Source organism: Paracoccus ravus, from assembly GCF_004522175.1.
Classification (GTDB): Bacteria; Pseudomonadota; Alphaproteobacteria; order Rhodobacterales; family Rhodobacteraceae; genus Paracoccus; species Paracoccus ravus.
This window is the reverse complement of the sequence record NZ_SDEB01000008.1, coordinates 91,135-115,731: the sequence shown is the minus strand read 5'-3', so window position 1 is coordinate 115,731 and position 24,597 is coordinate 91,135. Positions and strand designations below refer to the sequence as shown.

The following is a 24,597-nucleotide window of genomic DNA, read 5'->3' as shown; positions in this document are numbered from 1 at the left end:
CGACGCGGTCAGGCGGGCTTTTGCTTTGCCTTGGATTGGGCCTTGAGCGACTGTTTCTCGGCCTTGATCCGGTCGCGTTCGGCATGTTTGGCGGCCTTGCGCTCAGAACGCTCGGCGTCCTTCACGCGCTTTTTCTCGGCTTTTTCGGCCTCTTTCAGGCGCTTGGCTTCGATTCTCTCGGATTTTCCGGGCTTGTCCGACGTCTCGGGCGCGGTTTCGGGCGCATCCTCCGCCGGGGCGGCCCGCTCTTGCTTTTCGGCAGCGGCGCGCCGGATCGCCTGGCCAAGCACCTTCTGCATCTTCTGCTCGGTCTCGGCGGCCTTCATCTTGCGCAGGTCACGCAAGATCGCGGCCAGCGCCTTGTCGTCAAGCAGTCGCAGGGCCGCCGGATGGGTTTGTTCGACCATGGCGGCCAGATCGGCAGTAGCGGGGGCAATCGTCTCGGTCGTGTCGGACATTCGATATTCCTCTGCAAATGCGCTACTGCGAATCTGCCATGAGGAAGCTGGACGCTCCAGAAAAATTCGCCCCGACCAAAGGGCCGGGGCGAATTCCTGACGCCGGGTTGCGCCTAAGTCACGGGGCGGTCGCAGCAGTGGTCGCCACAGAGGCAGGCTGCAAATAGCCGTCGGGCATCTGGATCAGTTCCCCTTCAAGCGCGAGGCTTTCCGCGCGGCTGCGCACCTTGACGCGCGTGCCGGTCGGGATTTCGCCAAACAGGTCCATGACGTCCTGATTGAACATGCGGATGCATCCGGCCGAGGTCGCCTTGCCGATGGAGGATGGGTCAAGCGTGCCGTGGATGCGGTAAAGCGTATCGCGGCCGCCCTGATACAGATAGAAGGCCCGCGAGCCCAAGGGGTTTTCGGGACCACCGCCAAGCCCATTGCGCAGCGGCCCGTAAAGATCGGGCATCGTACGCACCATATTCGCGGTGGGCGTCCAGCTCGGCCAGACTTCCTTGCGCCCGATGGTCGCCCCGCCCGAGAAATTCTTGCCCGCCTGGCCGACCGCGACGCCATAGCGCATCGCCTCTCCCGGTGCGATGACGTGGTAGAGAAAGCGCGCATAGGGGTCCACGACGATCGTGCCGGGCGCTTCAGAACCGGCATAGGCGACGCGCTGGCGGACATTGCGATCGGTCAGATAGGCCTTGCGGACGGCGTGAATCTCGATCGGCTCGCCGCTGGGGCCGGAATCGACACGCGCGCCATAGACCCCGTCGCCGACCGAAGATTGAACCGGCGTGGTGGGAGTGGGTGCGCAAGCGGCAAGACCTAGGCCAATCGCAAGCATCAAGGGGATAAGACGCATCGGGTTTCCCTTCTTTACGCGGCCGCGCAAGGCACGGCCGGTGGCAGCAGAAAAGATATCGCCAAACCGGAATCGCCGAGCAGAGCGGATTCGAGTCCGATATCTACATGAGTCGCCTGCCTAGTCCATGCGTCAAGTACAAGCCAGTAAGCGGCCCGGTTTTCGCTATATGACTGTGGCCTTGTACCCACTTCGCCCATGGGGCGGGGAACCGGTTTGCCGCCAGCGGGTTATGGCCTGACTCCGGCCCGGCACAAGCCGCGCCGATTCAATGCTGGACAGGGACGTCAAACATGACACTCACGGCACTTATCGTCACACTCATCGTCGGCGCCATCGCGGGATGGCTCGCGGGCCTGATCGTCAAGGGCCACGGTCAGGATCTGATCACCAATATCATCGTCGGCATCGTCGGCGCGGTGATCGCGAGCTTTCTTTTTCCGGCCGTCGGCCTTGGCATGGGCGAGGGCAACGCGATCCTCGGATCCATCATATACGCGACCATCGGCGCGGTGATATTGCTTGTCATCCTTCGCCTGATCAGGCGCGCATGAAGCATAAGCCGGGGGCCGATGCGCCCCCGGTCCGCCATTAGCTTTCAGGCGCGAGCGGGTTGCAGCGCCCCGGTCACGTTGGTCTTGCCGCGGCGCATGTAGCGCGCATAGCCCAGATCCTCGGATTCGATCTCGGGGCGGCGCCCCGAAATCAGGTCGGCCAGCAGCCGCCCCGAGCCCGCCGACATGGTCCAGCCCAGCGTGCCGTGACCGGTGTTCAGGAACAGGTTCGGAATCGGGGTTGCGCCGACGATGGGCGTGCCGTCAGGCGTCATCGGCCGCAGCCCGGTCCAGAACTCGGCTTTCGCCGGATCGCCCGCCCCTCCGAAGAGATCGGTCACCGACTTGGTCAGCGTGGCCCTTCGGCGATCGTTCAGGCTAAGGTCATAGCCCGCAATCTCGGCCAGGCCGCCGACCCGGATCCGGTCGCCCAGACGGGTAATCGCCACCTTGTAGGTCTCATCCATGACGGTCGAGACCGGGGCACGGTCGGCATCCTCGACGGGTATCGTCAACGAATAGCCCTTGAGCGGATAGATCGGCAATTTCAGGCCCAGATGACGGACCATCTGCGGCGAATGCGGCCCCATCGCCAGCACATAGCGATCCGCACTCAGGCGACCCTGATCGGTCTGCACGGCGCTGATCCGCCCGGCCTCGGCCTCGATCGCCTGGACGGTCACGCCCCAACGGAAGGTGACGCCCAGCGCCTCGGCCATTTTCGCAAGGTTGTTGGTGAACTTGAAGCAATCGCCGGTTTCGTCGCCCGGCAGCCGCAAGCCGCCGACGATCCTCTCGGCCGAGCGCGCGAGCCCCGGCTCTGCCGCGATGCAGCCCGCACGGTCCAGCACCTCGAAGGGGACGCCATCGGCGCGCAGAACCTCGATATCCTTGCCCGCACCGTCAAGCTGCTCTTGCTTGCGGAACACCTGAAGCGTGCCTTGGGTGCGCTCGTCGTACTGGATGCCGGTTTCGGCACGCAGTTCGCCCAGGCAGTCGCGGCTGTATTCCGCGATGCGCACCATCCGGCTCTTGTTCACGGCATAAGCGGCGCTGGTACAGTTCCCCAACATCTGCGCCAACCAGCCCAGCCGGTGCATGTCGAGACGCGGCTGCAGAACCAGCGGCGCATGGCGCTGGAACATCCATTTCATTGCCTTGAGCGGGATGCCCGGCGCGGCCCAGGGCGAGGAATAGCCGGGCGAAATCTCGCCGGCATTGGCATAGCTGGTCTCGAGCGCGGCGCCGGACTGGCGGTCGATCACCGTCACCTCATGCCCCGCCTTGGCAAGATACCAAGCCGAGGTAACGCCGATTACGCCTGCTCCCAGAACGAGGACCTTCATGCTGCGCGCCTTTCACTGAACTTGCCCGAAGGATAGCGCAACGGGCCGAAAGGAAATCCCGAACTTGCCCGCAGACTTGAATGGCAGCGCGAGTTTCTTCGCGCATGATGGCCTTTCGCGACATATTCTTCGGCAATTTTGGAACCGACCGGCAAATATGCCCGCATCTCCGCGGAATCAGGCAGCACGCCGCAGAGGTTGTCGCCGTCCTCGGCGCTGCTTAAGCTTGGCGCGAAGCACAGGTGAGACCATGCCCGTACAGCCGCGCAAGAACGCCCTCGCCCCGTTTCGGCACGGGGATTTCCGACTGCTCTGGTCCGCAACTTTGATCTCGAATTTCGGCGGTCTGGTTCAGGCCGTCGGCGCGGCATGGATGATGACCCAACTGACCGAGTCGCCCACCCTGATCGCATTGGTTCAGGCCTCGAATACGCTGCCGATCATGCTTTTCGCCCTCGCCTCCGGGGCACTTGCCGACAATTTCGACCGCCGGACATTGCTTTTGGGCGCGCAGGTCTTCATGGCCAGCGTGTCGCTTTTGCTGGCGGTCCTGACCTGGCAGGGCTGGATGACACCGCTGCTGCTGCTGTCGCTGACCTTCCTGATCGGCGTCGGGCAGGCGATCTACAACCCTCCTTGGCAGGCCAGCATGGGTGATCTGGTCCCGCGCGAGGACCTGCCCGCTGCGGTGACGCTGAACTCGGTCGGGTTCAACCTGATGCGCAGCGTCGGCCCGGCGGCGGGCGGGATCATCACCGCGGCCTTTGGCGCGGCGGCGGCCTTCGCGGTCAATGCCTGCAGCTACATCCCGCTGCTGGGCGCGCTCTTGCGCTGGCATCCCCGCACGCCCGAACGACTGACCACGCGTGAGCCCTTTGTCTCGGCCGTGGGCGCGGGACTGCGCTATGTCGCCTTGTCCCCGAACCTGATGCGGGTGCTGGCGCGGGGCGCGCTGTTCGGTTTTTCGGCGGTGGCGATCCTGGCGCTTCTGCCTCTGGTCGCGAAATCGCATCCCGAAGGCGGCTCGATGCTCTTCGGGCTGCTGCTGGGGTGCTACGGGCTGGGGGCGATCATGGGTGCGCTGCTCAATCCGCGCCTCCGCGAACGGCTGAACAATGAAAACATCGTCCGTCTCGCGTTTCTGGGATTTGCCCTCGCGGCGCTCGTCCTGGCCTTTACCGATCGGGTCTGGTTGCATGCGCTGGCCATGCTGCCCGCAGGCGCAAGCTGGGTGCTTGCGCTTTCGCTGTTCAATGTCACCGTCCAGCTCTCGACCCCGCGCTGGGTCGTGGCGCGCGCGCTCGCACTCTATCAGACCGCCACCTTTGGCGGTATGGCGGCGGGCAGCTGGGTCTGGGGCAGCATTGCTTCGGGACATGGGATCGACAGGGCGCTGGCGCTGGCCGCCCTGCCCCTGATCGCGGGCGCGCTGATCGGGCATTGGTTCCGCGCGCCGGAATTCGGCACTTTGGACCTTGATCCGGTGAACAGATTCCGCGAGCCGCAGTTGAAAATCGATCTGCGCGGGCGGTCCGGACCGATCAATATCATCATCGACTATCTGATCGACCAAAAGGACGTCCCGGAATTCCTGCGCGTCATGGCGCAGCGGCGCGACATCCGCCGCCGCGACGGGGCCCGGAACTGGGCCTTGCTGCGCGATCTGGAACATCCCGAGCAATGGTCCGAAAGCTATCATATCGCGACCTGGGACGAATATGTCCGCCACAACCTGCGCCGGACCAAGGCCGATTTCGAAAGCTATGAGGCGCTGCACAGGCTGCATCGCGGCGACAGGCCTCCGCTGGTTCACCGGATGATCGAAAGACATTCCGTCGATGCAAGCGACGACCTGCCTTTGATCGGCAAGCTCGAACTTCCGTGACTTTCGCGCAAGCCTTTGCGCTCCATGGCTTTACCGAATCCGGGCCGGAGTTTAGCTTGGCAGCCATGGGACATTATCTTCTGCGCCGCCTGATTGCTCTTGGCCTCAGCCTTGCTGTGGCCACGGCGGTCATTTTCGGCGTGGTCGAACTGGTGCCCGGCGACCCGGCCAGCTACATGCTGGGAACCGGCGCCCAGCCCGAGACCCTTGCCGCCCTGCGCGAGCAACTTGGCCTGAACCAGCCCTGGCCGCTGCGCTATGCCAGCTGGCTGGCCGGCATCCTGCACGGCGATCTGGGCCACAGCTTCACCTACAAGACGCCGATTGCCGGGATGATCCTCGAGCGGCTTCAGGTCTCGCTGCCGCTCGCCCTGCTGGCTCTGGCCCTGGCCGTTCTGGTCGCCTTTCCCGTCGGTATGATCGCCGCCGCAAGGCGGGGCCGGGCTTCGGACACCATGCTGATGGGGGCGTCGCAGATCGGGGTCTCGCTGCCGAATTTCTGGTTCGCCATGCTGTTGGTGCTGCTTTTCGCCGTCCATCTGCGCCTGCTGCCCGCCGGAGGCTTTCCCGGCTGGGGCCAGCCGATCTCGGCGCTTAAATCCCTGCTCCTACCGGCGGTCGCGCTGGCTCTGCCGCAGGCCGCGATCCTTGCCCGCGTCCTGCGCTCGGCGCTCGTCGAGGCATTGGGGCAGGATTACATCCGCACCGCCCGCGCCAAAGGGCTGACGCAGGGACAGGCGCTGCGCCGCCATGCGCTGCGCAATGCGCTGATCCCGGTCCTGACCATCATGGGGATGCAGTTCTCGTTCCTGCTCGCAGGGGCCATCATCATCGAAAATGTCTTCTACTTGCCGGGACTGGGCCGGATGATCTTTCAGGCGATCAACCAGCGCGACCTGATCGTGGTGCAAAGCGCGGTGCTGGTGCTGGTCGCGGCGGTGATCCTTGTCACATTCCTTGTGGATCTGGGCTATGCGGCCATCGACCCGAGGCTGCGGCGCAAATGAGGCTTTCGCTGTTTCTCGGCTTTCTGCTGGCCGGGCTGGCGCTGTTCGCGGCGGGGCTCTCGCTGATCTGGACGCCCTATGACGTGACCCAGCTTGCCGTCACGCAGAAGCTGCGGCCGCCATCGGCCGCGCATTGGCTGGGAACGGATCATCTGGGGCGCGACATGTTCTCGATGATCATGGTGGGCGCCCGGACCTCGATCGCGGTCGCGCTGGTCGCGGTGGGGATCGGCATGGGGATCGGCGTGCCGCTGGGACTGGCCGCCGCCGCCGATCGCGGCGGCTGGCTCGATGAAATCATCATGCGGGCCAATGATCTGATCTTTGCCTTTCCGAGCCTTGTCATCGCGATCCTGATCACGGCGGCGCTGGGGCCTTCGGCGGTGAATGCGATCATTGCCATCGGCATCTTCAACATCCCGGTCTTCGCCCGGGTCACGCGGGGCTCGGCCCTGCCGATCTGGACGTTGGACTATATCCGCGCCGCCCGCGTCGCAGGCAAGGGCATGGCGCGGATCAGCCTGCAACATGTCCTGCCCAATATCGCCAATGTCCTGATCGTGCAGGCGACCATCCAGTTCAGCCTTGGCATCCTGGCCGAGGCGGGGCTGTCATATGTCGGGCTGGGAGCCCAGCCGCCGACGCCAAGCTGGGGCCGGATGCTGGCCGAGGCGCAGACCATGGCATCCCTGGCCCCTCATGTCGCGATCGTGCCGGGGCTTGCGATCCTGCTGACGGTGCTTGGGCTCAACCTCTTGGGCGATGGTCTGCGCGATGCGCTGGACCCCAGATTGCGCGGGGCGCGATGATCGAGGCGCGCAAGCTGACCGTCACCCATCGCGAGCAGGTGCTCTTGCATCGCGTGAGCCTAAAGCTGACCCCCGGCAAGATCACCGGGCTGGTCGGGGAAAGTGGCTCGGGCAAGTCGCTGACCGCCTTGGCGATGATCGGCCTCTTGCCACCCGGCATGTCGGTCGAGGGGATGATCGACATGCAAGGTCGCAATCTGGTCGGATTGCCCGAAAGCGTCCTTGCCGGCATCCGGGGCAAGCGCATCTCGATGATCTTTCAAGAGCCGATGACCGCGCTCAACCCGCTGATGTCGATCGGGGAGCAGGTCGCCGAGGCTCTGCATCTGCATGAGGGGCTGGACCACAAGACTGCCTTGGCAAGAGCGCGCGAGCGGCTTGACCGCGTCGGGCTGACGGCACCGCGCTTTCCCCTGTCGCTTTATCCGCATGAACTGTCCGGCGGGCAGCGCCAGCGGGTCGCGATCGCACTCGCGATCTCGCGCCGCCCCGATCTGCTGATCGCGGATGAACCCACGACCGCGCTGGACGTGACCACGCAGGCGCAGATCCTCGACCTGCTGCGCGGCCTGGTGCGGGACGAGGGGATGGCGCTTTTGTTCATCACCCACGACCTCGCCGTGGTCGCCAGCCTGGCAGATGAGGTTGCCGTCATGCAGCGCGGGGCGATTGTCGAACAAGGGCCGACCGAGCCGCTTTTCCGGGCCCCGCAGCATTCCTATACGCGCGACTTGCTGGCCGCGGCGCGGTCGATGCCACGGCTGATCCTGAGCGCCCCCTCGCCCGCCCTGCTCGAGGTCGAGGCAGTCTCGCGTTCCTATGGGCTTGGCCGCAGCCGCCAGACCGGCCCCACGCCGCGGATCAAGGCGGTCGACCGGGTCAGCCTGACCATCCATGAAGGCGAGGCGGTCGGCCTGGTCGGGGAATCGGGCTGCGGAAAATCGACATTGACGCGGCTGATTCTGGGCCTCGACATGCCCGAGGGCGGCACGATCCGGCTCGCCGGCCAGAACATCCGCGCGGGGCGAAAAATCCCTGCGGCTCTGCGCGCCCGGATGCAGGTCGTGTTCCAGGATCCCTTCGGCAGTTTCGATCCGCGCTGGACCGTCGAGCGGCTCGTGGCCGAGCCGTTCCACCTGACCGGACGCCCAAGGGACTGGCGCGAGCGCGTCGCCGAGGCACTCTATGACGTGGGCATCACCGGCGACGCGCTTCGCCGTCATATCCACGAATTCTCGGGCGGCCAGCGCCAGCGGATCGCATTGGCCCGGGCGCTGATCATCCGACCCAGCCTGATCGTCCTAGATGAGGCGGTCAGCGCGCTGGATCTGCGTGTGCGTACCCAGGTGCTCGAGCTATTGGCCCGGCTGAGGGTGCGGCACAAGCTGTCCTATCTTTTCATCAGTCACGATCTGTCCGTGGTGCGACAGGTTACCGATCGGGTTCTGATCATGCGACAGGGCCAGATCGTCGAATCCGGCCCCACCGCCCGCGTCATGGATGCGCCCGAGCATTCCTATACCCGCGAATTGCTCGCGGCGACGCTGCAGATTCCCGACAAATACGTCGGATAAACGCAGACTATGCCGCTCTGCCTTGCGGAGCATCGCCACTGCCTTTACCTGCTTTTGGCTTCGAATAGGTAAGGCATGAAAATGCGCAGGACGATTTATTGGTCCGCGGCGAACGCGGAGAGGCTCAGAAGAAACAAGTCGGCCGCGTTGCGGCTGATCGACGATTCTCTGGCCGCACAGAGGCAGCTTGCCGGCGGGCTGATTCCCGCCATTGCCGAGACCCCGATTCCGGTCCTCGATGAGCGTTTTCGCGGCCCCGATGCGCCGCAGATGCTTGCGTCCGACAGCCTCGCGATTGCCAAGGCAAGCTGAACCATAGCCCCGCCAAACTGGCGCGTCATGGGCGGATACCACCGAATTATCAAGGTTTTGTGACAGTACGAAGATCCGGCTAGACCCAAAGACAACAGGCCCCGCATGCCGCGAGGCCTGTCGCTCCTCCCCCGTGATGGCGACCAAGCCTCCCCGAATGGCCGCCCAGGTATTCCGTAGCCTATTCCGTTGCGGCTTAGGTGCAGATCAACTCTGCCTGCCGCACGATCACTTGTGCCTGACGGATGGACGCTATGTCAACCAGTCTACCTTTGTACACCGTCGCCCCCGCACCTGTTTTTTTCGCCAGTTCCATCGCGGCGAGGATCTCCCGCGCCTCTGAAACCGCCGATTCGCTGGGCGAGAAGACCTCATTGGCCAAGCCTACCTGCTTGGGATGGATCGCCCATTTCCCGACCATGCCCAAAGTGGCCGAGCGCCGCGCCTGAGCCCGGAACCCCTCATCATCGCTGAAATCGCCGAAGGGCCCGTCGACCGGCAAAAGCCCATGCGTCCGGCAGGCCGCGACAATCGCCGCCTGCGCCCAGTGCCAGGGATCGGACCAGTGCCGCTGGCCGTCATGCAGCATGTAATAGTTCTCCTGCGTGCCGCCGATGCCGGTCGTCGCCATGCCCATGCTGGCCGCGAAATCGGCAGCACCCAGGCTCATCGCCTGAAGCCGGGGCGAGCCGGTCGCGATCTCTTCGACATGCGAGATACCGGCGGCGGATTCGATGATGACCTCGAAGGCAATGCGCTTGTCGCGCCCCTTGGCGGCCTCGACCGCCGTCACCAGCGCATCCACGGCATAGAGATCGGCGGCGCATCCGACCTTGGGGATCATGATCTGATCCAGCCGCGCGCCGGCCTGTTCCAGCAGGTCCACCACGTCGCGATACCAGAAGGGCGTATCCAGCCCATTGATCCGCACTGAAAGCGTCTTGGTCCCCCAGTCGATGTCTCCGATCGCTTCGATAATGTTGCGGCGGGCCTGCTCCTTGTCATCGGGCGCGACGGAATCCTCGAGATCGAGATTGATCACATCGGCCGCCGATGCCGCCATCTTCTCGAAGAGCGCGGGCCGCGAGCCAGGACCGAAAAGCTGGCAGCGGTTCAGACGGGCAGGCGCGGGCGGTTGGCTACGGAAAGACACGTCATCCCTTTCGGTAATGATATTTCTTACGGATAATCCATGTTGATAGATAGTTGCTGCGCCGCCATCAAGAGCCTTTTGCAACTGCAGCATGGCGGCTCGTCGCTTTGTCCGGCTTGACCCCTGCGGCGTTTCGGCGCAGGACCGCCGGGCACCCTGTCTCTGCACATCAAGGAGAAAAAGATGAGCCGCACCGTCTATCTCAATGGCGATTACCTGCCCGAGGCCGAGGCCAAGGTCTCGATCTTTGACCGCGGTTTCGTCATGGCCGACGGGGTCTATGAAGTGACCAGCGTGCTTGGCGGCAAGCTTCTGGATTTCGCGGGACATCTCGCACGTCTGACCCGCTCGCTTAATGAACTCGGCATGGACAACCCCCTTCCGGACGAGGAATGGCTGGCGATCCACCGCAAGCTCGTCGAGGTGAACGCGATCGACGAAGGTCTGGTCTATCTGCAGGTGACGCGCGGCAATCCGGGCGACCGGGACTTCGCCTTCCCGCCCAAGGACACTCCCCAGACCATCGTGCTATTCACCCAATCCAAGCCCGGCCTCGCCGCAAATCCCAGCGCGCAGACGGGTATCCGCGTGATTTCGGTCCCGGACCTGCGCTGGTCGCGCCGCGACATCAAGACCGTGCAACTGCTCTATCCCTCGCTGGCCAAGATGGAGGCCAAGGCCAAGGGCGCGGATGACGCTTGGCTGGTCGAGGATGGTTTCGTGACCGAGGGCACCTCGAACAACACCTATATCGTCAAGGGCGGCACCATCGTGACCCGCCAGCTTTCGACCGATATCCTGCATGGCATCACCCGCGCCGCGCTGCTGCGCTTCGCCTCCGAGGCCCAGATGAAGGTCGAGGAACGCCCCTTCACCATCGAGGAAGCGCAAGAGGCCGACGAAGCCTTCTTTACCTCGGCCTCGGCTTTCGTTCTGCCGGTGGTGGAAATCGACGGTAAGCCCGTCGCAGGCGGCAAGCCCGGCCCGGTGACCACGCGCCTGCGCGAGATCTATCTTGAGGAATCGCTCAAGGCCGCGATCTGAAAGATGAGGGGCGCGGTTGACGCGCCCCTTCTCAACTCAACGTCTCGCGGATCAGCGTGACGGTCCCGACCGAATCGGCGGTCGTGCCCTTGATCACCGCCAGAACCTGCCCATCGACTACGAGTTGCACGTCGTCCCCGGTCTGGACGAGATCATATTCCGCTTCGCCCTCGTAGCCATCTGCCAGCGTCACGGTGATGCTGTCCGAGCTGCCATAGGTGAGCTGGGCCGCGCCGCCGGCGTCGCTGCGCAGCATGATCAGATCGGCACCGTCGCCCGCATCGACAAGGTCGTTCGCCCCGGCATGGATCGTGTCATTGCCGTCGCCGCCCAGCAGCGTGTCACGCGCGTCGGTTTCCGACGCATCGGCCGAGAGGATCAGATCGTCCCCCTCTTCGCCGTCGATATAGGCGGTGGCACCATTATCGGTGATCTCGTCGTCATCCTCGCCGCCGGTGATGGAATGCGAGCCGCCATTCACAGTGATCGTGTCATTGCCGAAGCTGCCATCGATCGTGTCATTGCCCTCATCAGCGCCAAGGTCATAGGCACCATAGAGGTCGTCGTCATAGCCAAGAAAGATCTCGTCATCGCCCTGATCGGCCGAGACGGTGTCATCGCCATAGCCGGTCCAGACGGCGTCATCCCCCGCCCCGGCGGAAACCGAATCGTCGCCCTCATAGCTCTGGATCGCATCATCGCCCTCGGTCCCGGCGATGACATTGTCATCCTCGTCGCCCTCGATCAGATCGCGGCTGCCATAGGGGTCGTTCGAGGGTTCCTCGGGCGCCTCGTCATCGTCATTGCCCGAGATTAACGAGCCGATCCCGGCGATACCCAACAGGCCCAGCAGCAGGAAAATGGTCTGATTCATCGATGCGCTCCAAGATCTTCCGCCAAGACCATAAACCGGCTGCCATGCTGGCGGCAACCGGCGATGCCTTGAACGCCTCGGGCGCCGTCAATGTCCCAGGATCTGGCTGAGGAACAGCTTCGTGCGGTCCGATTGCGGGTTGTTAAAGAATTCCGTGGGCGTGTTCTGCTCGACGATCTGGCCCTGATCCATGAAGATGACCCGATGCGCCACGGCCTGCGCGAAACCCATCTCATGGGTGACGCAGAGCATGGTCATGCCGTCCTCGGCCAGTTCGATCATGGTATCGAGCACTTCCTTGATCATCTCGGGGTCAAGGGCACTGGTCGGCTCGTCAAAGAGCATGATCCGAGGCCTCATGCAGAGCGAGCGCGCAATGGCGACGCGCTGCTGCTGACCGCCCGAAAGCTGGCCGGGATATTTGTTCGCCTGCTCGGGGATCTTGACCTTTTCAAGGAATTGCATGGCCGTTTCCTCGGCCTCGCGCTTGGGGATCTTGCGGACCCAGATCGGCGCGAGCGTGCAATTCTCGAGGATGGTCAGATGCGGGAACAGGTTGAAATGCTGAAAGACCATGCCGACTTCGGAGCGCACCTTGTCGATGTTTTTCAGATCATTTGTCAGTTCCGTGCCATCGACGACGATGCGGCCCGCCTGATGCTCCTCAAGGCGGTTGATGCAGCGGATCAGCGTGGACTTCCCCGAGCCGGATGGCCCGGCGATGACGATGCGTTCGCCCTTTGCCACATTCAGATCGATGTCGCGCAGGACGTGGAATGTCCCGTACCACTTGTTGAGCCGACTGATCTCGATCGCGGCTTCGGCGGGCTGGGTTTGAGCTTGCATGGCCATGAATCGCTCCTCAGCGGTGGTCGCGCTTCAGGCGGCGTTCGAGATACATCGAATAACGCGACATGCCGAAGCAGAGAATGAAGAAGATCGCGCCGACGAAGATATAGGGCTCCCAATAGGCCCCTTTCCATTCGAAACTCGCGCGGATGGTATCGGACATCGCCTTGAGCGGGTCGAAAAGTCCCACGAAAACGACAAGCGTCGTGTCCTTGAACATGCCGATAAAGGTCGAGACGATGCCGGGAATGCTGATCTTCAGCGCCTGCGGCAGGATCACCAGCCGCTGGGCCTTCCAGTAATCCAGCCCCAGCGCGTCGGCGGCCTCGTATTGGCCCTTGGGCAGCGCGGCAAGCCCGCCGCGGATCACCTCGGCCATATAGGCCGAAGCGAACAGCGTCACCATGATGATGACCCGCAGGATGATGTCGAAATTCGTCCCCGGCGGCATGAAATAGTTCAGAAGCAGCGAGGCGACGAACAAGAGCGTGATCAGCGGCACGCCGCGGATGAACTCGATAAAGAGGACGGCCATCGTCTTGATGATCGGCAGGTCCGAGCGCCGGGCCAGGGCCAGCACGATCCCCAGCGGCAGCGACAGCGCAATGCCCGCGACGCCGATGGTGATCGACAGGACGAACCCGCCGAACTGGTCCGAGGAAACCGGGACAAGGCGCATCGGCAGGATCGCCGCGATGCCACGCGCCACCAGATCCGACAGCAAGAGCCACCACAGCACGGCGGCAAGAACGGCCGCGGCAAAGGCAAACATCCCATAGGCCGAGAGCGCCCGCCAGATGACGAAGCCGATGACGAATCCGGCCAGCGCCATCAGCGGCTCCCACAGGGTTCCGCCCCAGAGCAGCCAGACCGCGAGAAAGGGGTAAAGCAGTGTCGCGACCAGCGCGAGGTCGCCGCGCATCTCGATCAGCAAGATCCAGGCCAGCAGGAGCACGGCGATTGCCGCCAGTTCCAGCCCCCCTGCCCCGAGCACCGCCGCGATTGCAAAGGTCAGGACGGCAGCGGTTCCGGTCACGATCCGCCGCGCCAGGGGGCTGTCCGCGAAAAGGACCGGCGCAAGGGCCAGAAACAGCGCGCCAAAGGCCAGAACCGGCCGCCAATACAGATCGACGGGATAGAAGCCAAAGACGAACTGGTTCCAGCGATGCTTGATGACCGCGAAGCAGCCGCCCGAGGCATCGGGGCCATGCGCCGCAGCGATGATCTCGCGGCATTCGGCCATGCTGTTCGCATTCCAGACGGAATGCGACAGCCAGGGCCAGAGCGTGCTGAAAAGCAGCCACAGGATGAACAGACCCAGCAGCGTCAGGGCGATGTTCAGCGGGCCCGAGAACAGGTTCTCGCGCAGCCATTTCACCGCGCCGGATTCGCTGACCGGGGGCGGTTCGGGGGGCAGCATCGTGTCGCGGACAAAGGCGACGGTCTGGGCATGGGTGTCGCTCATCTCAGCGCTCCCTCAGCTTGACGCGGCTGTTAAAGACATTCATCCCGCCCGAAATGATCAGGCTGAGCAGCAGATAGACGCCCATCATCAGGACCATGCATTCCATTTCGCGCCCGGTCTGGTTCAGCGTCGTGCCGCCCAGAGTGCCACGCAGGTCCATATAGCCCACCGCGATGGCGAGAGAGCTGTTCTTGGTCAGGTTCAGATATTGCGAGATCAGCGGCGGCACGATCACCCGCAAGGCCTGCGGCAAAACGACTAGGCTCATGGTCCGGCGCGGGCGCAGCCCCAGCGCATAGGCGGCTTCGGTCTGGCCCTTGCTGACCGCAAGGATGCCGCCCCGGACGATCTCGGCGATGAAGGCCCCGGTATAGAGCGTCAGCGCCAGCCACAGCACGACAAGCGCGTTGTCCAGATTGGTGCCATCAGCAAAATTGAAGCCGCGCAGGACCGGCGGGATCAGATGCAGCCCGAAATACCAGGTCAGGAACAGGACCGGGACGAGATACATCGCCAGAACCTTCCACCAGGTCACCGGCCGGATGCCGGTCGCGTCCTGCACCCGTTTCGCGCTTTTGCGCAGGGCGCGATGACCCAGCCATGCTCCCGCAAGGACCACGACAAAGGCGATCAGCGCCCAGCTGATCCCCTCGCGCCCGATGGCGATGGTGCCGGGCGGGTTCGACAGGCCGATCGCGGGCACGGCGGTATAGCGGTTGGTTGGCGCGACCAGATCGAACATGATCATGCTGGCGCGGGGGGACTCGCCGCGATAGGCGTTCGGCGGCGGCATGACCTCGGTAAAGATCGCGAGGATCACGAGGATCCACAAGAGCAGCGGGATATTGCGGAAGACCTCGACATAGATCGTCATCAGCCGCGCGATCAGCCAGTTCTGCGACAGGCGCAGGACACCGACAATGACGCCGACGACGGTCGCCGCGATGCAGCCCAGGATCGAGACCTGCAACGTGTTCAGCAGGCCGACGGTCGCAGCCCGCAAATGCGTATCGTCCGAATTATAGGGGATCAGCTGTTGCGGGATGTCATACCCGGCGCGCCTGAACAGAAAGTCAAAGCTCAGGGTCTTGCCCATGATGGCAAGGTTTTTCAGCGTATTGTCGATGAGCCAGCTTGCCAGAAGCATGACCAGGATAAAGACGACGGCCTGAATAGTCAGCGACCTATATCGGCGGTCGTAAATCAGCATCGACAGGCGGAAAGGCGGCGAGGCCGCGCCTGGGTAATCTACCATATTGTAACCCCTGTTGGCCGGCTTTCGGGTCTGTTGCCCATGTTCTTGCCGGCACGTGGAGGAACGGGCGGGGTTTGCCCCCGCCCGTCCAGGTCGTCAGTGATCAGCGGAAGGGCGGCGCGTAAAGCAGGCCGCCCTGCGTCCATTGCGCGTTCAGACCGCGGGCCAGACCGATCGGGGTCTGCTCGCCGATGGTCGCGGCAAAGATCTCGCCATAGTTGCCCGAGACCTTGATCGCGCGCTTGGCCCATTCGGCATCCAGGCCCAGCATCTTGCCCAACTCGTCGGTCGTGCCCAGAAGGCGCTGCACCTCGGGGTTCTGCGAGGATTTCGCCAGCTCGTCGATATTGGCCGAGGTCACGCCATATTCCTCGGCCGCGACCAGCGCGTTGAGGGTCCAGCGGACGATGTCGCCCCAGTTGTTGTCGCCATGGCGAACCGCCGGCCCGAGCGGCTCTTTCGAGATGATCTCGGGCAGGATGATGTGGTTTTCGGGATCCGCAAATGCGGCGCGCGTGGCGGCAAGGCCCGAGGCGTCGGTCGTATAGGCGTCGCAGGCCGCGGCCATATATTGCTGTTCGCCCTCGGCATTGCTGTCGATATTGACCGGCTGATAGCTCATGCCATTGGCCTTGAAGTAATCGGCCAGGTTCAGCTCGGTCGTCGTGCCGGTCTGGATGCAGATCGTCGCGCCTTCCAGCTCTTTCGCGGAAGACACGCCCAGATCCTTGCGGACCATGAAGCCCTGACCGTCGTAATAGTTCACGCCGACGAAATCGAGCTTGAGGTCGGTATCGCGCTGGAAGGTCCAGGTCGAGTTGCGGGCCAGCATGTCGATCTCGCCCGAGGACAGCGCGGTAAAGCGCGTCTGGCCGGTGGTCGGGACATATTTGACCTTGGTCGCGTCACCCAGGACGGCAGCGGCCACGGCCTTACACAGCGCCACGTCAAATCCGGTCCAGTTGCCATTGGCATCCGGGGCCGCAAAGCCCACGAGGCCGGTATTGACGCCGCAATTCATCACGCCGCGGGCTTTTACCTCGTTCAGCGTGTCGCCTTCAGCGGCCATGGCACCGGTCGCGGCAAGCGCGAGGGCGGTGACAGAACCGAAGAGTGCAGATTTCTTCATGGGGTTCCTCTCTGTTGGTCTTCCGACCCTTGACCGGGCCGTCTGGAAGCTGGGGCCGTAGGCTAGCCCGTTTGAGCCAAGGGGCAGTTTGACTGCCCCCATAAGCGGCATTGTGCCGAGGAACTTCTCTGCGTCAAGAATTAGGGAAGTGACCTCAGGTCGTTCTGCTCAAAAGCCAGAATCGCTCGGCATTGAGCATCTGCTCCAACCGCGCCCGAGCGGCCTCATCTGCCTCTTCGTCGCGCCCCCAGCTTTCGGCTTGATATTCCTCATCAATTCGCGAAAGCGCATGGGATTTTTCGGCATCCAGCCGGCCCTTGAGCACCGCCAGACCCAGCACCAAAGAGCCGGGAAGCGTGACAAGATCATGAAGCGCGGTCAGGCCAAACACATCAAGCGCCATGACCTCTGCCCGCAATTTCAGCAGCGAGGATTCGTCCTGCGGCACCGGCAGCACCCCATGGGTGATGCGCAGGGGCGCGCGCAATTCGGTCGCGGCCCAGTCGATCAACGGGTCCCAGCCCGCGGCCTGCGCCTCGATCAGCCGCTCGGGGGCCTCGGCGCGATAGGAAAGCAGGTCCGTGCCGCCATATTCGGCAAGCATGAGGGCCACCGCTTCGAATTGCGGCGTGACCCGCTCGACCGCGGAATTCGCCGCACGGGTGAGGGGCATGGTGTTCGGATCGATCACATCGGCCTGCGCGTCCCACTCCTCGGCAATCGCCGCGGCCAGTGCAGCGGTCGGCAGGATCAGGGGCAGCTTGCCGGGGGTGCGGACGGGGCGGCCGTCCAGAGTGACCTCCCAGCCGCTCCCGGTTTCGCTTTGGGCTTCGCGGATCACCGCCGCTTTCCAGAACCGCCGGGCTTTCCATTCGCCGCTCATGCGTGACTTCCTTGTTCCGCCCAATTCAACAGGGCCTGCGTCAATGTGGGATAATCCGGCGCGACCAGGACCGCGCCCGCCTGATGCAGCGAGGCGCTGGGATGATAGCCCCAATCGACTCCGTAACCCGCCATGCCCGCCGCGCGGGCCATGTCCATGTCGAAGGTCGTGTCGCCGACCATCACGGCGTCGCAGGCCTCAAGCCCGGCATCGAAGAGCGCGCTTTCCAGCGTGGCCGGATGCGGTTTCGAGGGATGACCATCCGCCGTCTGCCGGGTGAAGAACCGCCCCGTGAGGCCATGCGCCTCAAGAACCGCATTCAGCCCGCGCATCGGCTTGCCGGTGGCGATGCCCAGCAGGACGTGATCGAGCGACGCCAGCGCATCGAGGCAGTCGAGCGCGCCGGGATAAAGCGGCGGCACCACGCCCGCCGCGCGCGAGGCGATGAAGGAATCACGATAGCCGGTCACGACGCGGTCGAGCAAAACCTCGGACGCTTCGGGCAGCAGATGGGCGACCGCGACCGGCAGCGAAAGACCCACGATCGACAGGATCTGCAAGGGCTCCATCTCGGGCAGGCCGACACCGCGCATGGCAAGGTTCATCGCCTCGGTGATCTCGTGCTGGCTGTTCACGAGCGTCCCGTCGACGTCAAAGATGACCAGCCGCATCACGCCTCCGCGAAGGGATCTTCGGGGACGTCGTTTTCCTGCCAGCCGAAGGTCTTCCACGTCCGTTCCATATGGTCCGGCAGCGGCGCGGTGATGGTGATCAGCTTCTTGGTGATCGGATGCTCGAAGCGGATCATCCGGGCATGCAGGTGCAGCTTGCGGCTGATATCACCGCCCAGTTGCGCGCCCCAGCCATCGCCAAGGTTTTCCTGCCCCGACCCGCCATATTTGCCGTCGCCGACGATCGGATGGCCGATCTCGGACATATGGGCGCGTAACTGATGCGTGCGGCCCGTGACCGGAACCATCGCCACCCAACAGGCGCGGCTGCCGACCGCCTCAAGGACGGCGTAATCGGTATGGGCGCGCTTGGCCCCTTCGGTTTCCGCGACCGCCGAGGGATGGACGGCGACCATCTTTTCACCCTCGCCCATGCGACCGCGACCCGGTGCCTTGACCAGACCATATTTGATCGAGCCCATGCGCGGATGCGGTACCCCTGCGACGGCGGCCCAGTAGATCTTGCGGGTCAGACGGTGACGAAACGCCTCGGAAAGCGCGCGGGCGATCCGGTCGGTGCGCGCCAGCAGCAGCACGCCCGACGTGTCCTTGTCGAGGCGGTGGACCAGCTTGGGCCGGTCCTTGTAGCCGAACATCAGCGCCTCGGTCAGGCCGTCGACATGGCGGTCGCCCTGCCCCGAGCCGCCCTGCGAGGGCAGACCCGGCGGCTTGTTCAGCGCAATGATATGCTCGTCGCGCCACAAGACGCAGGACTGGATCATCTCGGCATCGGACTGCTTCACCCGGGCCTTGGCCGTGGGCGGCGGCGGGGCGCCATCGGGGATCGGCGGGATGCGGACCTCCTGCCCGGTCTCGATCCGGCTATTGGCCTTGACCCGGCCGCCATCGACGCGCAGCTGGCCGGTGCGGCACATCTTCTCGACCGCGCCCTGCGTCAGTTGCGGGAAACGTTTCTTCAACCAGCGATCAATACGCTGATCGCCCTCATCCGCGCCGATGCGGATGGTCTGAACACCACTCATACGAACAACCCCCGGCCAATGGCCAATCCGGCGAGAACCGCCAGAAGTGAAATCACGACGGAAGCCAGCACATAGCCCGCAGCGGTCAGGGCCGCGCCACGCTCCCAAAGAACCATCGTGTCCAGCGCGAAGGCCGAAAACGTGGTGAAGCCGCCCAGCATCCCGGTCAGCGCGAGGGGCGCGAGATGCTGCCCTCCGCGATGCGCGATGATGGCGGCGAGCAAGCCCATGACAAAGCAGCCGACGATATTCACCGTCAGCGTACCCAATGGAAATGCGGGGCTGATCCTCCCCGCCAGAATAGTGACGCCGTAACGCGCCATCGACCCCAGAGCGCCACCCAAGGCGACCTGAAGGAATGCATGATTCATGACTTGCCCTCGATGCGCCGCTTTTGACGGAGGCTGGCGAACCATTCAACGCGCTTTTTCAGATCTCGTTCAAATCCGCGTTCGACAGGCAGGTAAAGGACGGGACGTTTCATGCCTTCGGGGAAATAATCCTGCCCCGAAAAGCCGTCTTCGGCGTCGTGGTCATATTGATAGCCTGCGCCGTAGCCCTGTTCTTTCATCAACCCAGTAGGCGCGTTCAGGATATGGGCGGGCGGCATCTGGCTGCCCGAGCGCCGCGCCAGATCGCGCGCGCCCTTATAGGCATTGTAGCCTGCATTGGATTTCGGCGCGAGCGCGAGATAGATCACCGCCTGCGCAAGTGCCAGCTCGCCCTCGGGGCTGCCGAGCCGCTCGTAAAGTGCCCAGGCGTCGAGGCAATGCCGCTGCGCCGCCGGGTCGGCAAGGCCGATATCCTCGACCGCCATGCGGGTGATGCGGCGGGCCAGATAGCGCGGGTCCTCGCCGCCTTCGAGCATCCGGGAAAACCAGTAAAGCGCCGCATCGGGATCGCTGCCGCGCACCGATTTGTGCAGGGCCGAGATCAGGTTGTAATGCTCATCCCCCGACTTGTCGTATTTCGCCGCGCGCCGCATCAGGCGCTGGGAAAGCTGGTCTGTGTCAAGTTGACCCTGAACACGCCACGCCATGACCTGCTCGATCAGGTTCAGCACCGCGCGACCGTCGCCGTCGGCCATCCCCAACAGACGATCTCGGGCCTGCGGCGTCAGAGGCAGCGCGCGGCCCAGATCCTGCTCGGCCCGCTGGGCGAGGCGTTCGAGGTCGGCAAGGTCCAGACGTTCCAAGATGATGACCTGCGCGCGGGACAGAAGCGCCGCGTTCAACTCGAAACTGGGATTCTCGGTCGTGGCCCCGACAAGGACGATGGTGCCGTCCTCCATATGCGGCAGGAAACTGTCCTGCTGGGCCTTGTTGAAACGGTGGATCTCATCGACGAAAAGCAAGGTGCCGCGACCCTGCTGCCGACGCAACCGGGCCGCGTCAAAGACCTTGCGCAATTCGGGAACGCCCGAGAAGATTGCCGAGATTTGCACGAAAGCCAGATCCGTTTCCAGCGCCAGAAGCCGCGCGATGGTGGTCTTGCCCACGCCCGGCGGCCCCCAGAGGATCAGCGAGGACAGGCTGCCCGAGCCCAGCATTGCGCCAAGAGGGCCGTCCGGACCAAGCACCTTCTCTTGCCCCACGACCTCGGTAAGCCGGGCGGGCCGGATCCGGTCGGCCAAGGGGCGGTTGGCCTCGCGCGCGGATGCGCCGCTATCGGGTGGGTCGAAGAGATCTGCCATGAGGCCACATGTTACGCCGTGGAAAATGCGGGCGAAAGATCCCCTCGCCCGCCATTTCCGATCAATGCAGCTTGGTCGCCAGATTGATCGAGACGCATTGAAAATAACCGTCGTCGATCCAGACCACCGGACCCATCGCATGGGCGTCGAGACCGCAGGGCTTCAACCAGCGCGGCCAATGCGAGGCCACCAGACAGACCAGCCGCGTCGCGCCCAGTTCACGTGCGGAATTGGTCATCTCGCCCACCAGTTTCATATGGACGCTGCGGCGTTCGCGCTGCGAAACGTTGTGGTCGACAAAAAGCCGGCTCGCCTCCCAGGTATTGGCATCGACGGGCGCTGGCGCATCCAGCAGGTTGGGCGGAATCGATCCGTTCAGGCGGTTGTCCTGCGCGTCCTTGATCATATAGCTGTAAACCCCGCAACGGGCGGTCGTCGGAGTCAGGCGGACCCCGGCAAGAACCGAGCCATGCTCATGAATGGCGACCCAGCGGCTCATTGGCGTATCGTATTGATCGAACTCCATATCGTCCGTCTGGGGCAAGTCCCAGCGCTTCTGGACGATGAAACTTTGCTTTCGTGCGCGAAAGACATTTGCGAAAAGCTCGCCGTGATTGTGAAGATTGGCGAACGAAAGCGTGGTGGTCTGCATAGATGATCTCCTGGGGTTGTGGTGGGTCGTGGCCCCAGGGTGTAATCGCTCTTAGGCGAACAATTTTTTACAGCAAGCGGTAATCCTTGGCCCGTTGCAGCGCTTCTGCAGTGGTGCGCGCCATGAGACGTTCACGCGCCGAAATGAGACGTGCCTTGAAAGCGCTTTCCGTTATTCCAAGCTTGGCTGCCGCCGCTGCATGTCGATCTCCCTCTGCGATACACCGAAGGGCCTCTTGCTGAGCCTTTGTCAGGCTCTCCGGCGGCTCCGTAAGGTCGTGAAGACGCCGAATCGTTTCTGAAATCATTTCGATTTCATCATCCGTGAATTCCCGTTTGTCATGGGCAAAGCAACAAATAGTGCGCGACTTGATCGGTCCATGAGCGACAACTAGCCCAAACGGCAGGCCGTGATCCGCGGCATCCTGCAGGATCGAGAATGGATCGGGGATGGGAAGCACGCTCCAGCGGCAGGCCCCGGTGGTCGAGAAACCCCAGGCGATGGTGGGATCGCGCAGCGCATAGGCGCGCTCGGAATATCGAAGCGACCAATCCTTGTTATAGGTCTGGAACTGCATCAGAGGCGCAGCGAAACGGATATGCAGGCCGACAAAATAGCCGGCCGGTGCAAGCTTTTTCAGCTTCGAGAGAGCTGCGTTGATATCAGCGCGGGACGACATGACCAATTGGGTAGGTTGCGTTTTCTTGAGCAGGGCCAAAATGGCATGAAGCCAACTCTATTCAAGCACATCCGCTTTTGCGAGCGGCGATTTCGCGCCACCAAGCTGCAACCTTCAGGATTTCCATTCAGGAAATTAACCAAGCTTTTCGCCTGCCCCCGGCCTCGCATTCAGAAATTGGGTTTAAAACCAAACGGCTGGGGCAGATTCCAATAATGCCCGCCGCATCAATGCCAAGTTGTGAGGGCAAACGGTTTACAAGCCTGTGTTGCAAAAAACCCGCAACCCTGATTTGGGCTGCGGGTTTAATATTCTCATAACCCTAAGAAAGGATTGAGATTCTTATGCTTCTTCGGCAGCCGATTCGGCGTCCAGACGAGCGCGGTCAGCAGCGCCCTTGGCGCTGGCGTCGCGGTCGACCAGCTCGATGATCGCCATCGGAGCCATGTCGCCATAACGGAAGCCGGCCTTCAGGATGCGGACATAGCCACCCTGACGATCCTTGTAGCGGGCGCCGAGCACTTCGAACAATTTCGCGACGTGCTGGTCCTGCTTCAGCTGGGCGTCGGCCTGACGACGGGCGTGCAGATCGCCGCGCTTCGCCAGGGTGATCAGTTTTTCAACGATCGGGCGAAGTTCCTTGGCTTTCGGCAGGGTCGTCTTGATCTGCTCGTGCTCGATCAGCGAGCCGGCCATGTTGGCGAAGAGCGCCTTGCGGTGCTCATGGGTACGGTTCAGACGGCGGTAACCGCGGGCGTGACGCATGATAATCTCCTATGACGTCTTTTTCTTTGTCCGGCGACCCTGCGTTGGGCCGCTCTCCTTGGGGCGGAATGCCCGGTATTGCGGGGGCGACAGGCGCCCCCGAATGCGATCAGAACTGGTCGTCAAAGCGTTTTGCAACGTCTTCGATATTTTCCGGCGGCCAGTCCACGACGTCCATGCCGAGATGCAGGCCCATGCCCGAAAGCACTTCCTTGATCTCGTTGAGCGACTTGCGGCCGAAGTTCGGGGTGCGGAGCATCTCGGCTTCGGTTTTCTGGATGAGGTCGCCGATATAGACGATATTGTCGTTCTTGAGGCAGTTCGCCGAACGGACCGACAGTTCCAGCTCGTCGACCTTCTTAAGAAGGCGCGGGTCGAATTCCAGACCGTCATCAGCGTCCGAACGGGTCGCGGCTTCGGGCTCTTCGAAGTTCACGAAGACCGAAAGCTGGTCCTGAACGATGCGCGCGGCATAGGCCACGGCGTCTTCCGGGGTCAGCGAACCGTCGGTTTCAACCTTCATGGTCAGCTTGTCATAGTCGAGAACCTGACCTTCGCGGGTCGGGGTGACTTCGTAGCTGACGCGTTTCACCGGCGAGAAGATCGCGTCGATCGGGATCAGACCGATGGGCGCATCCTCGGGACGGTTCTTGTCGGCGGCGACATAGCCTTTGCCGGTCGAGACAGTGAGTTCCATGTTGAACTCGGCGCCTTCGTCCAGATGGCAGATGACGTGGTCGCGGTTCAGGATATAGATCCCGGCCGTTTCCTGGATGTCGCCAGCCTTGACCTCGCCCGGGCCCTTGGCCGAGAGCGTGAGGCGCTTGGGCGCATCGACTTCCATCTTCAGCGTCACGCCCTTGAGGTTCAGGACGATGTCGGTGACGTCTTCACGCACGCCGGGAACCGACGAGAACTCGTGCAGAACGTTGTCGATCTGGACCGAGGTGATCGCGGCGCCCTGCAGCGAGGACAGCAGAACGCGACGCAGCGCGTTGCCCAGCGTCAGGCCGAAGCCGCGCTCGAGCGGTTCTGCCACGACGGTGGCAACACGGCTCGAATCAGCGCCCGGCTTGATTTCAAGCTGGGTCGGCTTGATCAGTTCAGCCCAATTCTTGTGGATCATGCGTTTGCCTCCATACCTGTTTCCAGCCCATGACCGGTGGCCGGAAACGCCCGAGGTTGAATGCGAAAATCGCGCCCGCGCCGAGAACCGGCGCGGAACGCGTTATCACAAATCCGAATTAGACCCGGCGACGTTTCGGCGGGCGGCAGCCATTGTGCGCGATCGGGGTCACGTCACGGATCGCCGTGATGTTGAAACCGACAGCAGCCAAAGCGCGCAGAGCCGATTCACGACCCGAGCCGGGGCCTTGAACTTCGACTTCCAGAGTGCGAACGCCGTGCTCTTGGGCTTTTTTGCCCGCGTCTTCAGCGGCCATCTGGGCAGCGTAAGGGGTCGATTTGCGCGAACCCTTGAAGCCCATAGTGCCAGCCGACGACCACGAAATGGCGTTGCCTTGCACGTCCGAGATCAGGATCTTGGTGTTGTTGAAGGACGAGTTCACATGCGCCACGCCGGTGGCGATGTTCTTGCGTTCCTTACGCTTAATGCGGGTTTTATCGCGTGCCATTGTCCGT

General features: G+C 63.2%; 26 protein-coding genes. 7 read left to right on the top strand and 19 right to left on the bottom strand.

The window, feature by feature from the left end; translation table 11 throughout:
• Positions 1-8 precede the first annotated feature (8 nt).
• Complete coding sequence (locus ESZ60_RS09075; protein ID WP_134680249.1) at positions 9-458, bottom strand: hypothetical protein; 450 nt, start codon at positions 456-458, stop codon at positions 9-11.
• A gap of 118 nt (positions 459-576) precedes the next feature.
• On the bottom strand, positions 577-1,314 hold the full coding sequence (locus ESZ60_RS09070; RefSeq protein WP_134680248.1) for a L,D-transpeptidase: 738 nt from the start codon (positions 1,312-1,314) through the stop codon (positions 577-579).
• 293 nt (positions 1,315-1,607) lie between these two features.
• Here ESZ60_RS09070 and ESZ60_RS09065 point away from each other — a divergent pair, with 293 nt between their 5' ends.
• Positions 1,608-1,868 (top strand): GlsB/YeaQ/YmgE family stress response membrane protein, encoded by a 261-nt coding sequence (locus ESZ60_RS09065; RefSeq protein ID WP_134680247.1) that lies wholly within the window; start codon positions 1,608-1,610, stop codon positions 1,866-1,868.
• A 44-nt stretch (positions 1,869-1,912) separates the two neighbouring features.
• Here the strand turns inward: ESZ60_RS09065 and ESZ60_RS09060 are convergent, their stop codons facing one another.
• Positions 1,913-3,214: a D-amino acid dehydrogenase gene (locus ESZ60_RS09060; RefSeq protein ID WP_134680246.1), complete on the bottom strand. Its 1,302-nt coding sequence runs from the start codon at positions 3,212-3,214 to the stop codon at positions 1,913-1,915.
• A 250-nt stretch (positions 3,215-3,464) separates the two neighbouring features.
• Between ESZ60_RS09060 and ESZ60_RS09055 the strand changes: the two genes are divergently transcribed.
• The 5 genes from ESZ60_RS09055 to ESZ60_RS09035 all read left to right on the top strand — a co-directional run bounded on the left by ESZ60_RS09055 (position 3,465) and on the right by ESZ60_RS09035 (position 8,801).
• Positions 3,465-5,099: an MFS transporter gene (locus ESZ60_RS09055; protein ID WP_134680245.1), complete on the top strand. Its 1,635-nt coding sequence runs from the start codon at positions 3,465-3,467 to the stop codon at positions 5,097-5,099.
• A 65-nt stretch (positions 5,100-5,164) separates the two neighbouring features.
• On the top strand, positions 5,165-6,106 hold the full coding sequence (locus tag ESZ60_RS09050) for an ABC transporter permease (protein WP_134680244.1): 942 nt from the start codon (positions 5,165-5,167) through the stop codon (positions 6,104-6,106).
• Positions 6,103-6,915 carry an ABC transporter permease gene (locus ESZ60_RS09045; protein WP_134680243.1) on the top strand — a complete coding sequence of 271 codons (813 nt, stop codon included), beginning with the start codon at positions 6,103-6,105 and terminating at the stop codon, positions 6,913-6,915. Before ESZ60_RS09050 ends, ESZ60_RS09045 begins: the two co-directional genes overlap by 4 nt.
• Positions 6,912-8,489: a dipeptide ABC transporter ATP-binding protein gene (locus tag ESZ60_RS09040; RefSeq protein WP_134680242.1), complete on the top strand. Its 1,578-nt coding sequence runs from the start codon at positions 6,912-6,914 to the stop codon at positions 8,487-8,489. Before ESZ60_RS09045 ends, ESZ60_RS09040 begins: the two co-directional genes overlap by 4 nt.
• Before the next feature lie 81 nt (positions 8,490-8,570).
• Complete coding sequence (locus ESZ60_RS09035) at positions 8,571-8,801, top strand: hypothetical protein (RefSeq protein ID WP_134680241.1); 231 nt, start codon at positions 8,571-8,573, stop codon at positions 8,799-8,801.
• Between the two features lie 196 nt (positions 8,802-8,997).
• Here ESZ60_RS09035 and ESZ60_RS09030 read toward each other — a convergent pair whose 3' ends face one another.
• The gene (locus ESZ60_RS09030; RefSeq protein WP_134680240.1) at positions 8,998-9,954 is read right to left on the bottom strand and encodes an L-malyl-CoA/beta-methylmalyl-CoA lyase; all 957 of its coding nucleotides are present in this window, start codon (positions 9,952-9,954) and stop codon (positions 8,998-9,000) included.
• Between the two features lie 183 nt (positions 9,955-10,137).
• Here ESZ60_RS09030 and ESZ60_RS09025 point away from each other — a divergent pair, with 183 nt between their 5' ends.
• Positions 10,138-10,998 (top strand): D-amino-acid transaminase, encoded by an 861-nt coding sequence (locus tag ESZ60_RS09025; protein WP_134680239.1) that lies wholly within the window; start codon positions 10,138-10,140, stop codon positions 10,996-10,998.
• 31 nt (positions 10,999-11,029) lie between these two features.
• On the opposite strand, the gene ESZ60_RS09020 is transcribed toward ESZ60_RS09025, so the two are convergent.
• The 15 genes from ESZ60_RS09020 to rpsK form a co-directional block, all read right to left on the bottom strand.
• The gene (locus tag ESZ60_RS09020; RefSeq protein ID WP_134680238.1) at positions 11,030-11,872 is read right to left on the bottom strand and encodes a calcium-binding protein; all 843 of its coding nucleotides are present in this window, start codon (positions 11,870-11,872) and stop codon (positions 11,030-11,032) included.
• A gap of 87 nt (positions 11,873-11,959) precedes the next feature.
• Complete coding sequence (locus ESZ60_RS09015; RefSeq protein ID WP_425331314.1) at positions 11,960-12,724, bottom strand: amino acid ABC transporter ATP-binding protein; 765 nt, start codon at positions 12,722-12,724, stop codon at positions 11,960-11,962.
• A 10-nt stretch (positions 12,725-12,734) separates the two neighbouring features.
• Positions 12,735-14,186 (bottom strand): amino acid ABC transporter permease, encoded by a 1,452-nt coding sequence (locus tag ESZ60_RS09010; protein ID WP_134680237.1) that lies wholly within the window; start codon positions 14,184-14,186, stop codon positions 12,735-12,737.
• Between the two features lies 1 nt (position 14,187).
• Positions 14,188-15,441, bottom strand: a complete 1,254-nt coding sequence (locus ESZ60_RS09005; protein WP_134680236.1) for an amino acid ABC transporter permease — start codon at positions 15,439-15,441, stop codon at positions 14,188-14,190.
• Between the two features lie 103 nt (positions 15,442-15,544).
• Positions 15,545-16,570, bottom strand: a complete 1,026-nt coding sequence (locus ESZ60_RS09000; RefSeq protein WP_134680235.1) for an amino acid ABC transporter substrate-binding protein — start codon at positions 16,568-16,570, stop codon at positions 15,545-15,547.
• A gap of 154 nt (positions 16,571-16,724) precedes the next feature.
• A complete protein-coding gene (locus ESZ60_RS08995; protein WP_134680234.1) occupies positions 16,725-17,453 on the bottom strand; it encodes an ATP12 family chaperone protein in 729 nt (242 codons plus the stop codon).
• Positions 17,450-18,124 carry an HAD-IA family hydrolase gene (locus tag ESZ60_RS08990; protein WP_134680233.1) on the bottom strand — a complete coding sequence of 225 codons (675 nt, stop codon included), beginning with the start codon at positions 18,122-18,124 and terminating at the stop codon, positions 17,450-17,452. The genes ESZ60_RS08995 and ESZ60_RS08990 overlap by 4 nt, the downstream gene beginning before the upstream one ends.
• Positions 18,124-19,167, bottom strand: coding sequence for an RluA family pseudouridine synthase (locus ESZ60_RS08985; RefSeq protein ID WP_134680232.1), 1,044 nt, complete (start codon positions 19,165-19,167; stop codon positions 18,124-18,126). The genes ESZ60_RS08990 and ESZ60_RS08985 overlap by 1 nt, the downstream gene beginning before the upstream one ends.
• Positions 19,164-19,538 carry a fluoride efflux transporter CrcB gene (gene crcB, locus ESZ60_RS08980; protein ID WP_134680231.1) on the bottom strand — a complete coding sequence of 125 codons (375 nt, stop codon included), beginning with the start codon at positions 19,536-19,538 and terminating at the stop codon, positions 19,164-19,166. Before crcB ends, ESZ60_RS08985 begins: the two co-directional genes overlap by 4 nt.
• Positions 19,535-20,860, bottom strand: coding sequence for a replication-associated recombination protein A (locus ESZ60_RS08975; protein ID WP_134680230.1), 1,326 nt, complete (start codon positions 20,858-20,860; stop codon positions 19,535-19,537). The genes crcB and ESZ60_RS08975 overlap by 4 nt, the downstream gene beginning before the upstream one ends.
• Positions 20,861-20,921: 61 nt before the next feature.
• Positions 20,922-21,512 carry an acyl-homoserine-lactone synthase gene (locus ESZ60_RS08970; RefSeq protein ID WP_134680229.1) on the bottom strand — a complete coding sequence of 197 codons (591 nt, stop codon included), beginning with the start codon at positions 21,510-21,512 and terminating at the stop codon, positions 20,922-20,924.
• Positions 21,513-21,579: 67 nt separating this feature from the next.
• A complete protein-coding gene (locus ESZ60_RS08965; RefSeq protein WP_134680285.1) occupies positions 21,580-22,191 on the bottom strand; it encodes a helix-turn-helix transcriptional regulator in 612 nt (203 codons plus the stop codon).
• Positions 22,192-22,533: 342 nt separating this feature from the next.
• Complete coding sequence (rplQ, locus tag ESZ60_RS08960; RefSeq protein WP_134680228.1) at positions 22,534-22,956, bottom strand: 50S ribosomal protein L17; 423 nt, start codon at positions 22,954-22,956, stop codon at positions 22,534-22,536.
• Between the two features lie 109 nt (positions 22,957-23,065).
• Positions 23,066-24,082: a DNA-directed RNA polymerase subunit alpha gene (locus ESZ60_RS08955; RefSeq protein ID WP_134680227.1), complete on the bottom strand. Its 1,017-nt coding sequence runs from the start codon at positions 24,080-24,082 to the stop codon at positions 23,066-23,068.
• A 118-nt stretch (positions 24,083-24,200) separates the two neighbouring features.
• Positions 24,201-24,590, bottom strand: a complete 390-nt coding sequence (gene rpsK, locus ESZ60_RS08950) for a 30S ribosomal protein S11 (protein ID WP_011747123.1) — start codon at positions 24,588-24,590, stop codon at positions 24,201-24,203.
• Between the last annotated feature and the right edge of the window lie 7 nt (positions 24,591-24,597).

What these genes read in the sequence shown, in the direction of transcription:
- ESZ60_RS09035 (WP_134680241.1), top strand. Translation starts at nt 8,571, where the DNA reads ATGCGCAGGACGATTTATTGGTCCGCGGCGAACGCGGAGAGGCTCAGA.
- rpsK (WP_011747123.1), bottom strand. Translation starts at nt 24,590, where the DNA reads ATGGCACGCGATAAAACCCGCATTAAGCGTAAGGAACGCAAGAACATC.
- ESZ60_RS09010 (WP_134680237.1), bottom strand. Translation starts at nt 14,186, where the DNA reads ATGAGCGACACCCATGCCCAGACCGTCGCCTTTGTCCGCGACACGATG.
- ESZ60_RS08970 (WP_134680229.1), bottom strand. Translation starts at nt 21,512, where the DNA reads ATGCAGACCACCACGCTTTCGTTCGCCAATCTTCACAATCACGGCGAG.
- ESZ60_RS08990 (WP_134680233.1), bottom strand. Translation starts at nt 18,124, where the DNA reads ATGCGGCTGGTCATCTTTGACGTCGACGGGACGCTCGTGAACAGCCAG.
- ESZ60_RS09070 (WP_134680248.1), bottom strand. Translation starts at nt 1,314, where the DNA reads ATGCGTCTTATCCCCTTGATGCTTGCGATTGGCCTAGGTCTTGCCGCT.
- ESZ60_RS09000 (WP_134680235.1), bottom strand. Translation starts at nt 16,570, where the DNA reads ATGAAGAAATCTGCACTCTTCGGTTCTGTCACCGCCCTCGCGCTTGCC.
- rplQ (WP_134680228.1), bottom strand. Translation starts at nt 22,956, where the DNA reads ATGCGTCACGCCCGCGGTTACCGCCGTCTGAACCGTACCCATGAGCAC.
- ESZ60_RS08995 (WP_134680234.1), bottom strand. Translation starts at nt 17,453, where the DNA reads ATGAGCGGCGAATGGAAAGCCCGGCGGTTCTGGAAAGCGGCGGTGATC.
- ESZ60_RS09015 (WP_425331314.1), bottom strand. Translation starts at nt 12,724, where the DNA reads ATGGCCATGCAAGCTCAAACCCAGCCCGCCGAAGCCGCGATCGAGATC.
- ESZ60_RS09045 (WP_134680243.1), top strand. Translation starts at nt 6,103, where the DNA reads ATGAGGCTTTCGCTGTTTCTCGGCTTTCTGCTGGCCGGGCTGGCGCTG.
- ESZ60_RS08975 (WP_134680230.1), bottom strand. Translation starts at nt 20,860, where the DNA reads ATGGCAGATCTCTTCGACCCACCCGATAGCGGCGCATCCGCGCGCGAG.
- ESZ60_RS08955 (WP_134680227.1), bottom strand. Translation starts at nt 24,082, where the DNA reads ATGATCCACAAGAATTGGGCTGAACTGATCAAGCCGACCCAGCTTGAA.
- ESZ60_RS09020 (WP_134680238.1), bottom strand. Translation starts at nt 11,872, where the DNA reads ATGAATCAGACCATTTTCCTGCTGCTGGGCCTGTTGGGTATCGCCGGG.
- ESZ60_RS09050 (WP_134680244.1), top strand. Translation starts at nt 5,165, where the DNA reads ATGGGACATTATCTTCTGCGCCGCCTGATTGCTCTTGGCCTCAGCCTT.
- ESZ60_RS09040 (WP_134680242.1), top strand. Translation starts at nt 6,912, where the DNA reads ATGATCGAGGCGCGCAAGCTGACCGTCACCCATCGCGAGCAGGTGCTC.
- crcB (WP_134680231.1), bottom strand. Translation starts at nt 19,538, where the DNA reads ATGAATCATGCATTCCTTCAGGTCGCCTTGGGTGGCGCTCTGGGGTCG.
- ESZ60_RS09075 (WP_134680249.1), bottom strand. Translation starts at nt 458, where the DNA reads ATGTCCGACACGACCGAGACGATTGCCCCCGCTACTGCCGATCTGGCC.
- ESZ60_RS09005 (WP_134680236.1), bottom strand. Translation starts at nt 15,441, where the DNA reads ATGGTAGATTACCCAGGCGCGGCCTCGCCGCCTTTCCGCCTGTCGATG.
- ESZ60_RS09060 (WP_134680246.1), bottom strand. Translation starts at nt 3,214, where the DNA reads ATGAAGGTCCTCGTTCTGGGAGCAGGCGTAATCGGCGTTACCTCGGCT.
- ESZ60_RS09065 (WP_134680247.1), top strand. Translation starts at nt 1,608, where the DNA reads ATGACACTCACGGCACTTATCGTCACACTCATCGTCGGCGCCATCGCG.
- ESZ60_RS08965 (WP_134680285.1), bottom strand. Translation starts at nt 22,191, where the DNA reads ATGTCGTCCCGCGCTGATATCAACGCAGCTCTCTCGAAGCTGAAAAAG.
- ESZ60_RS09055 (WP_134680245.1), top strand. Translation starts at nt 3,465, where the DNA reads ATGCCCGTACAGCCGCGCAAGAACGCCCTCGCCCCGTTTCGGCACGGG.
- ESZ60_RS08985 (WP_134680232.1), bottom strand. Translation starts at nt 19,167, where the DNA reads ATGAGTGGTGTTCAGACCATCCGCATCGGCGCGGATGAGGGCGATCAG.
- ESZ60_RS09025 (WP_134680239.1), top strand. Translation starts at nt 10,138, where the DNA reads ATGAGCCGCACCGTCTATCTCAATGGCGATTACCTGCCCGAGGCCGAG.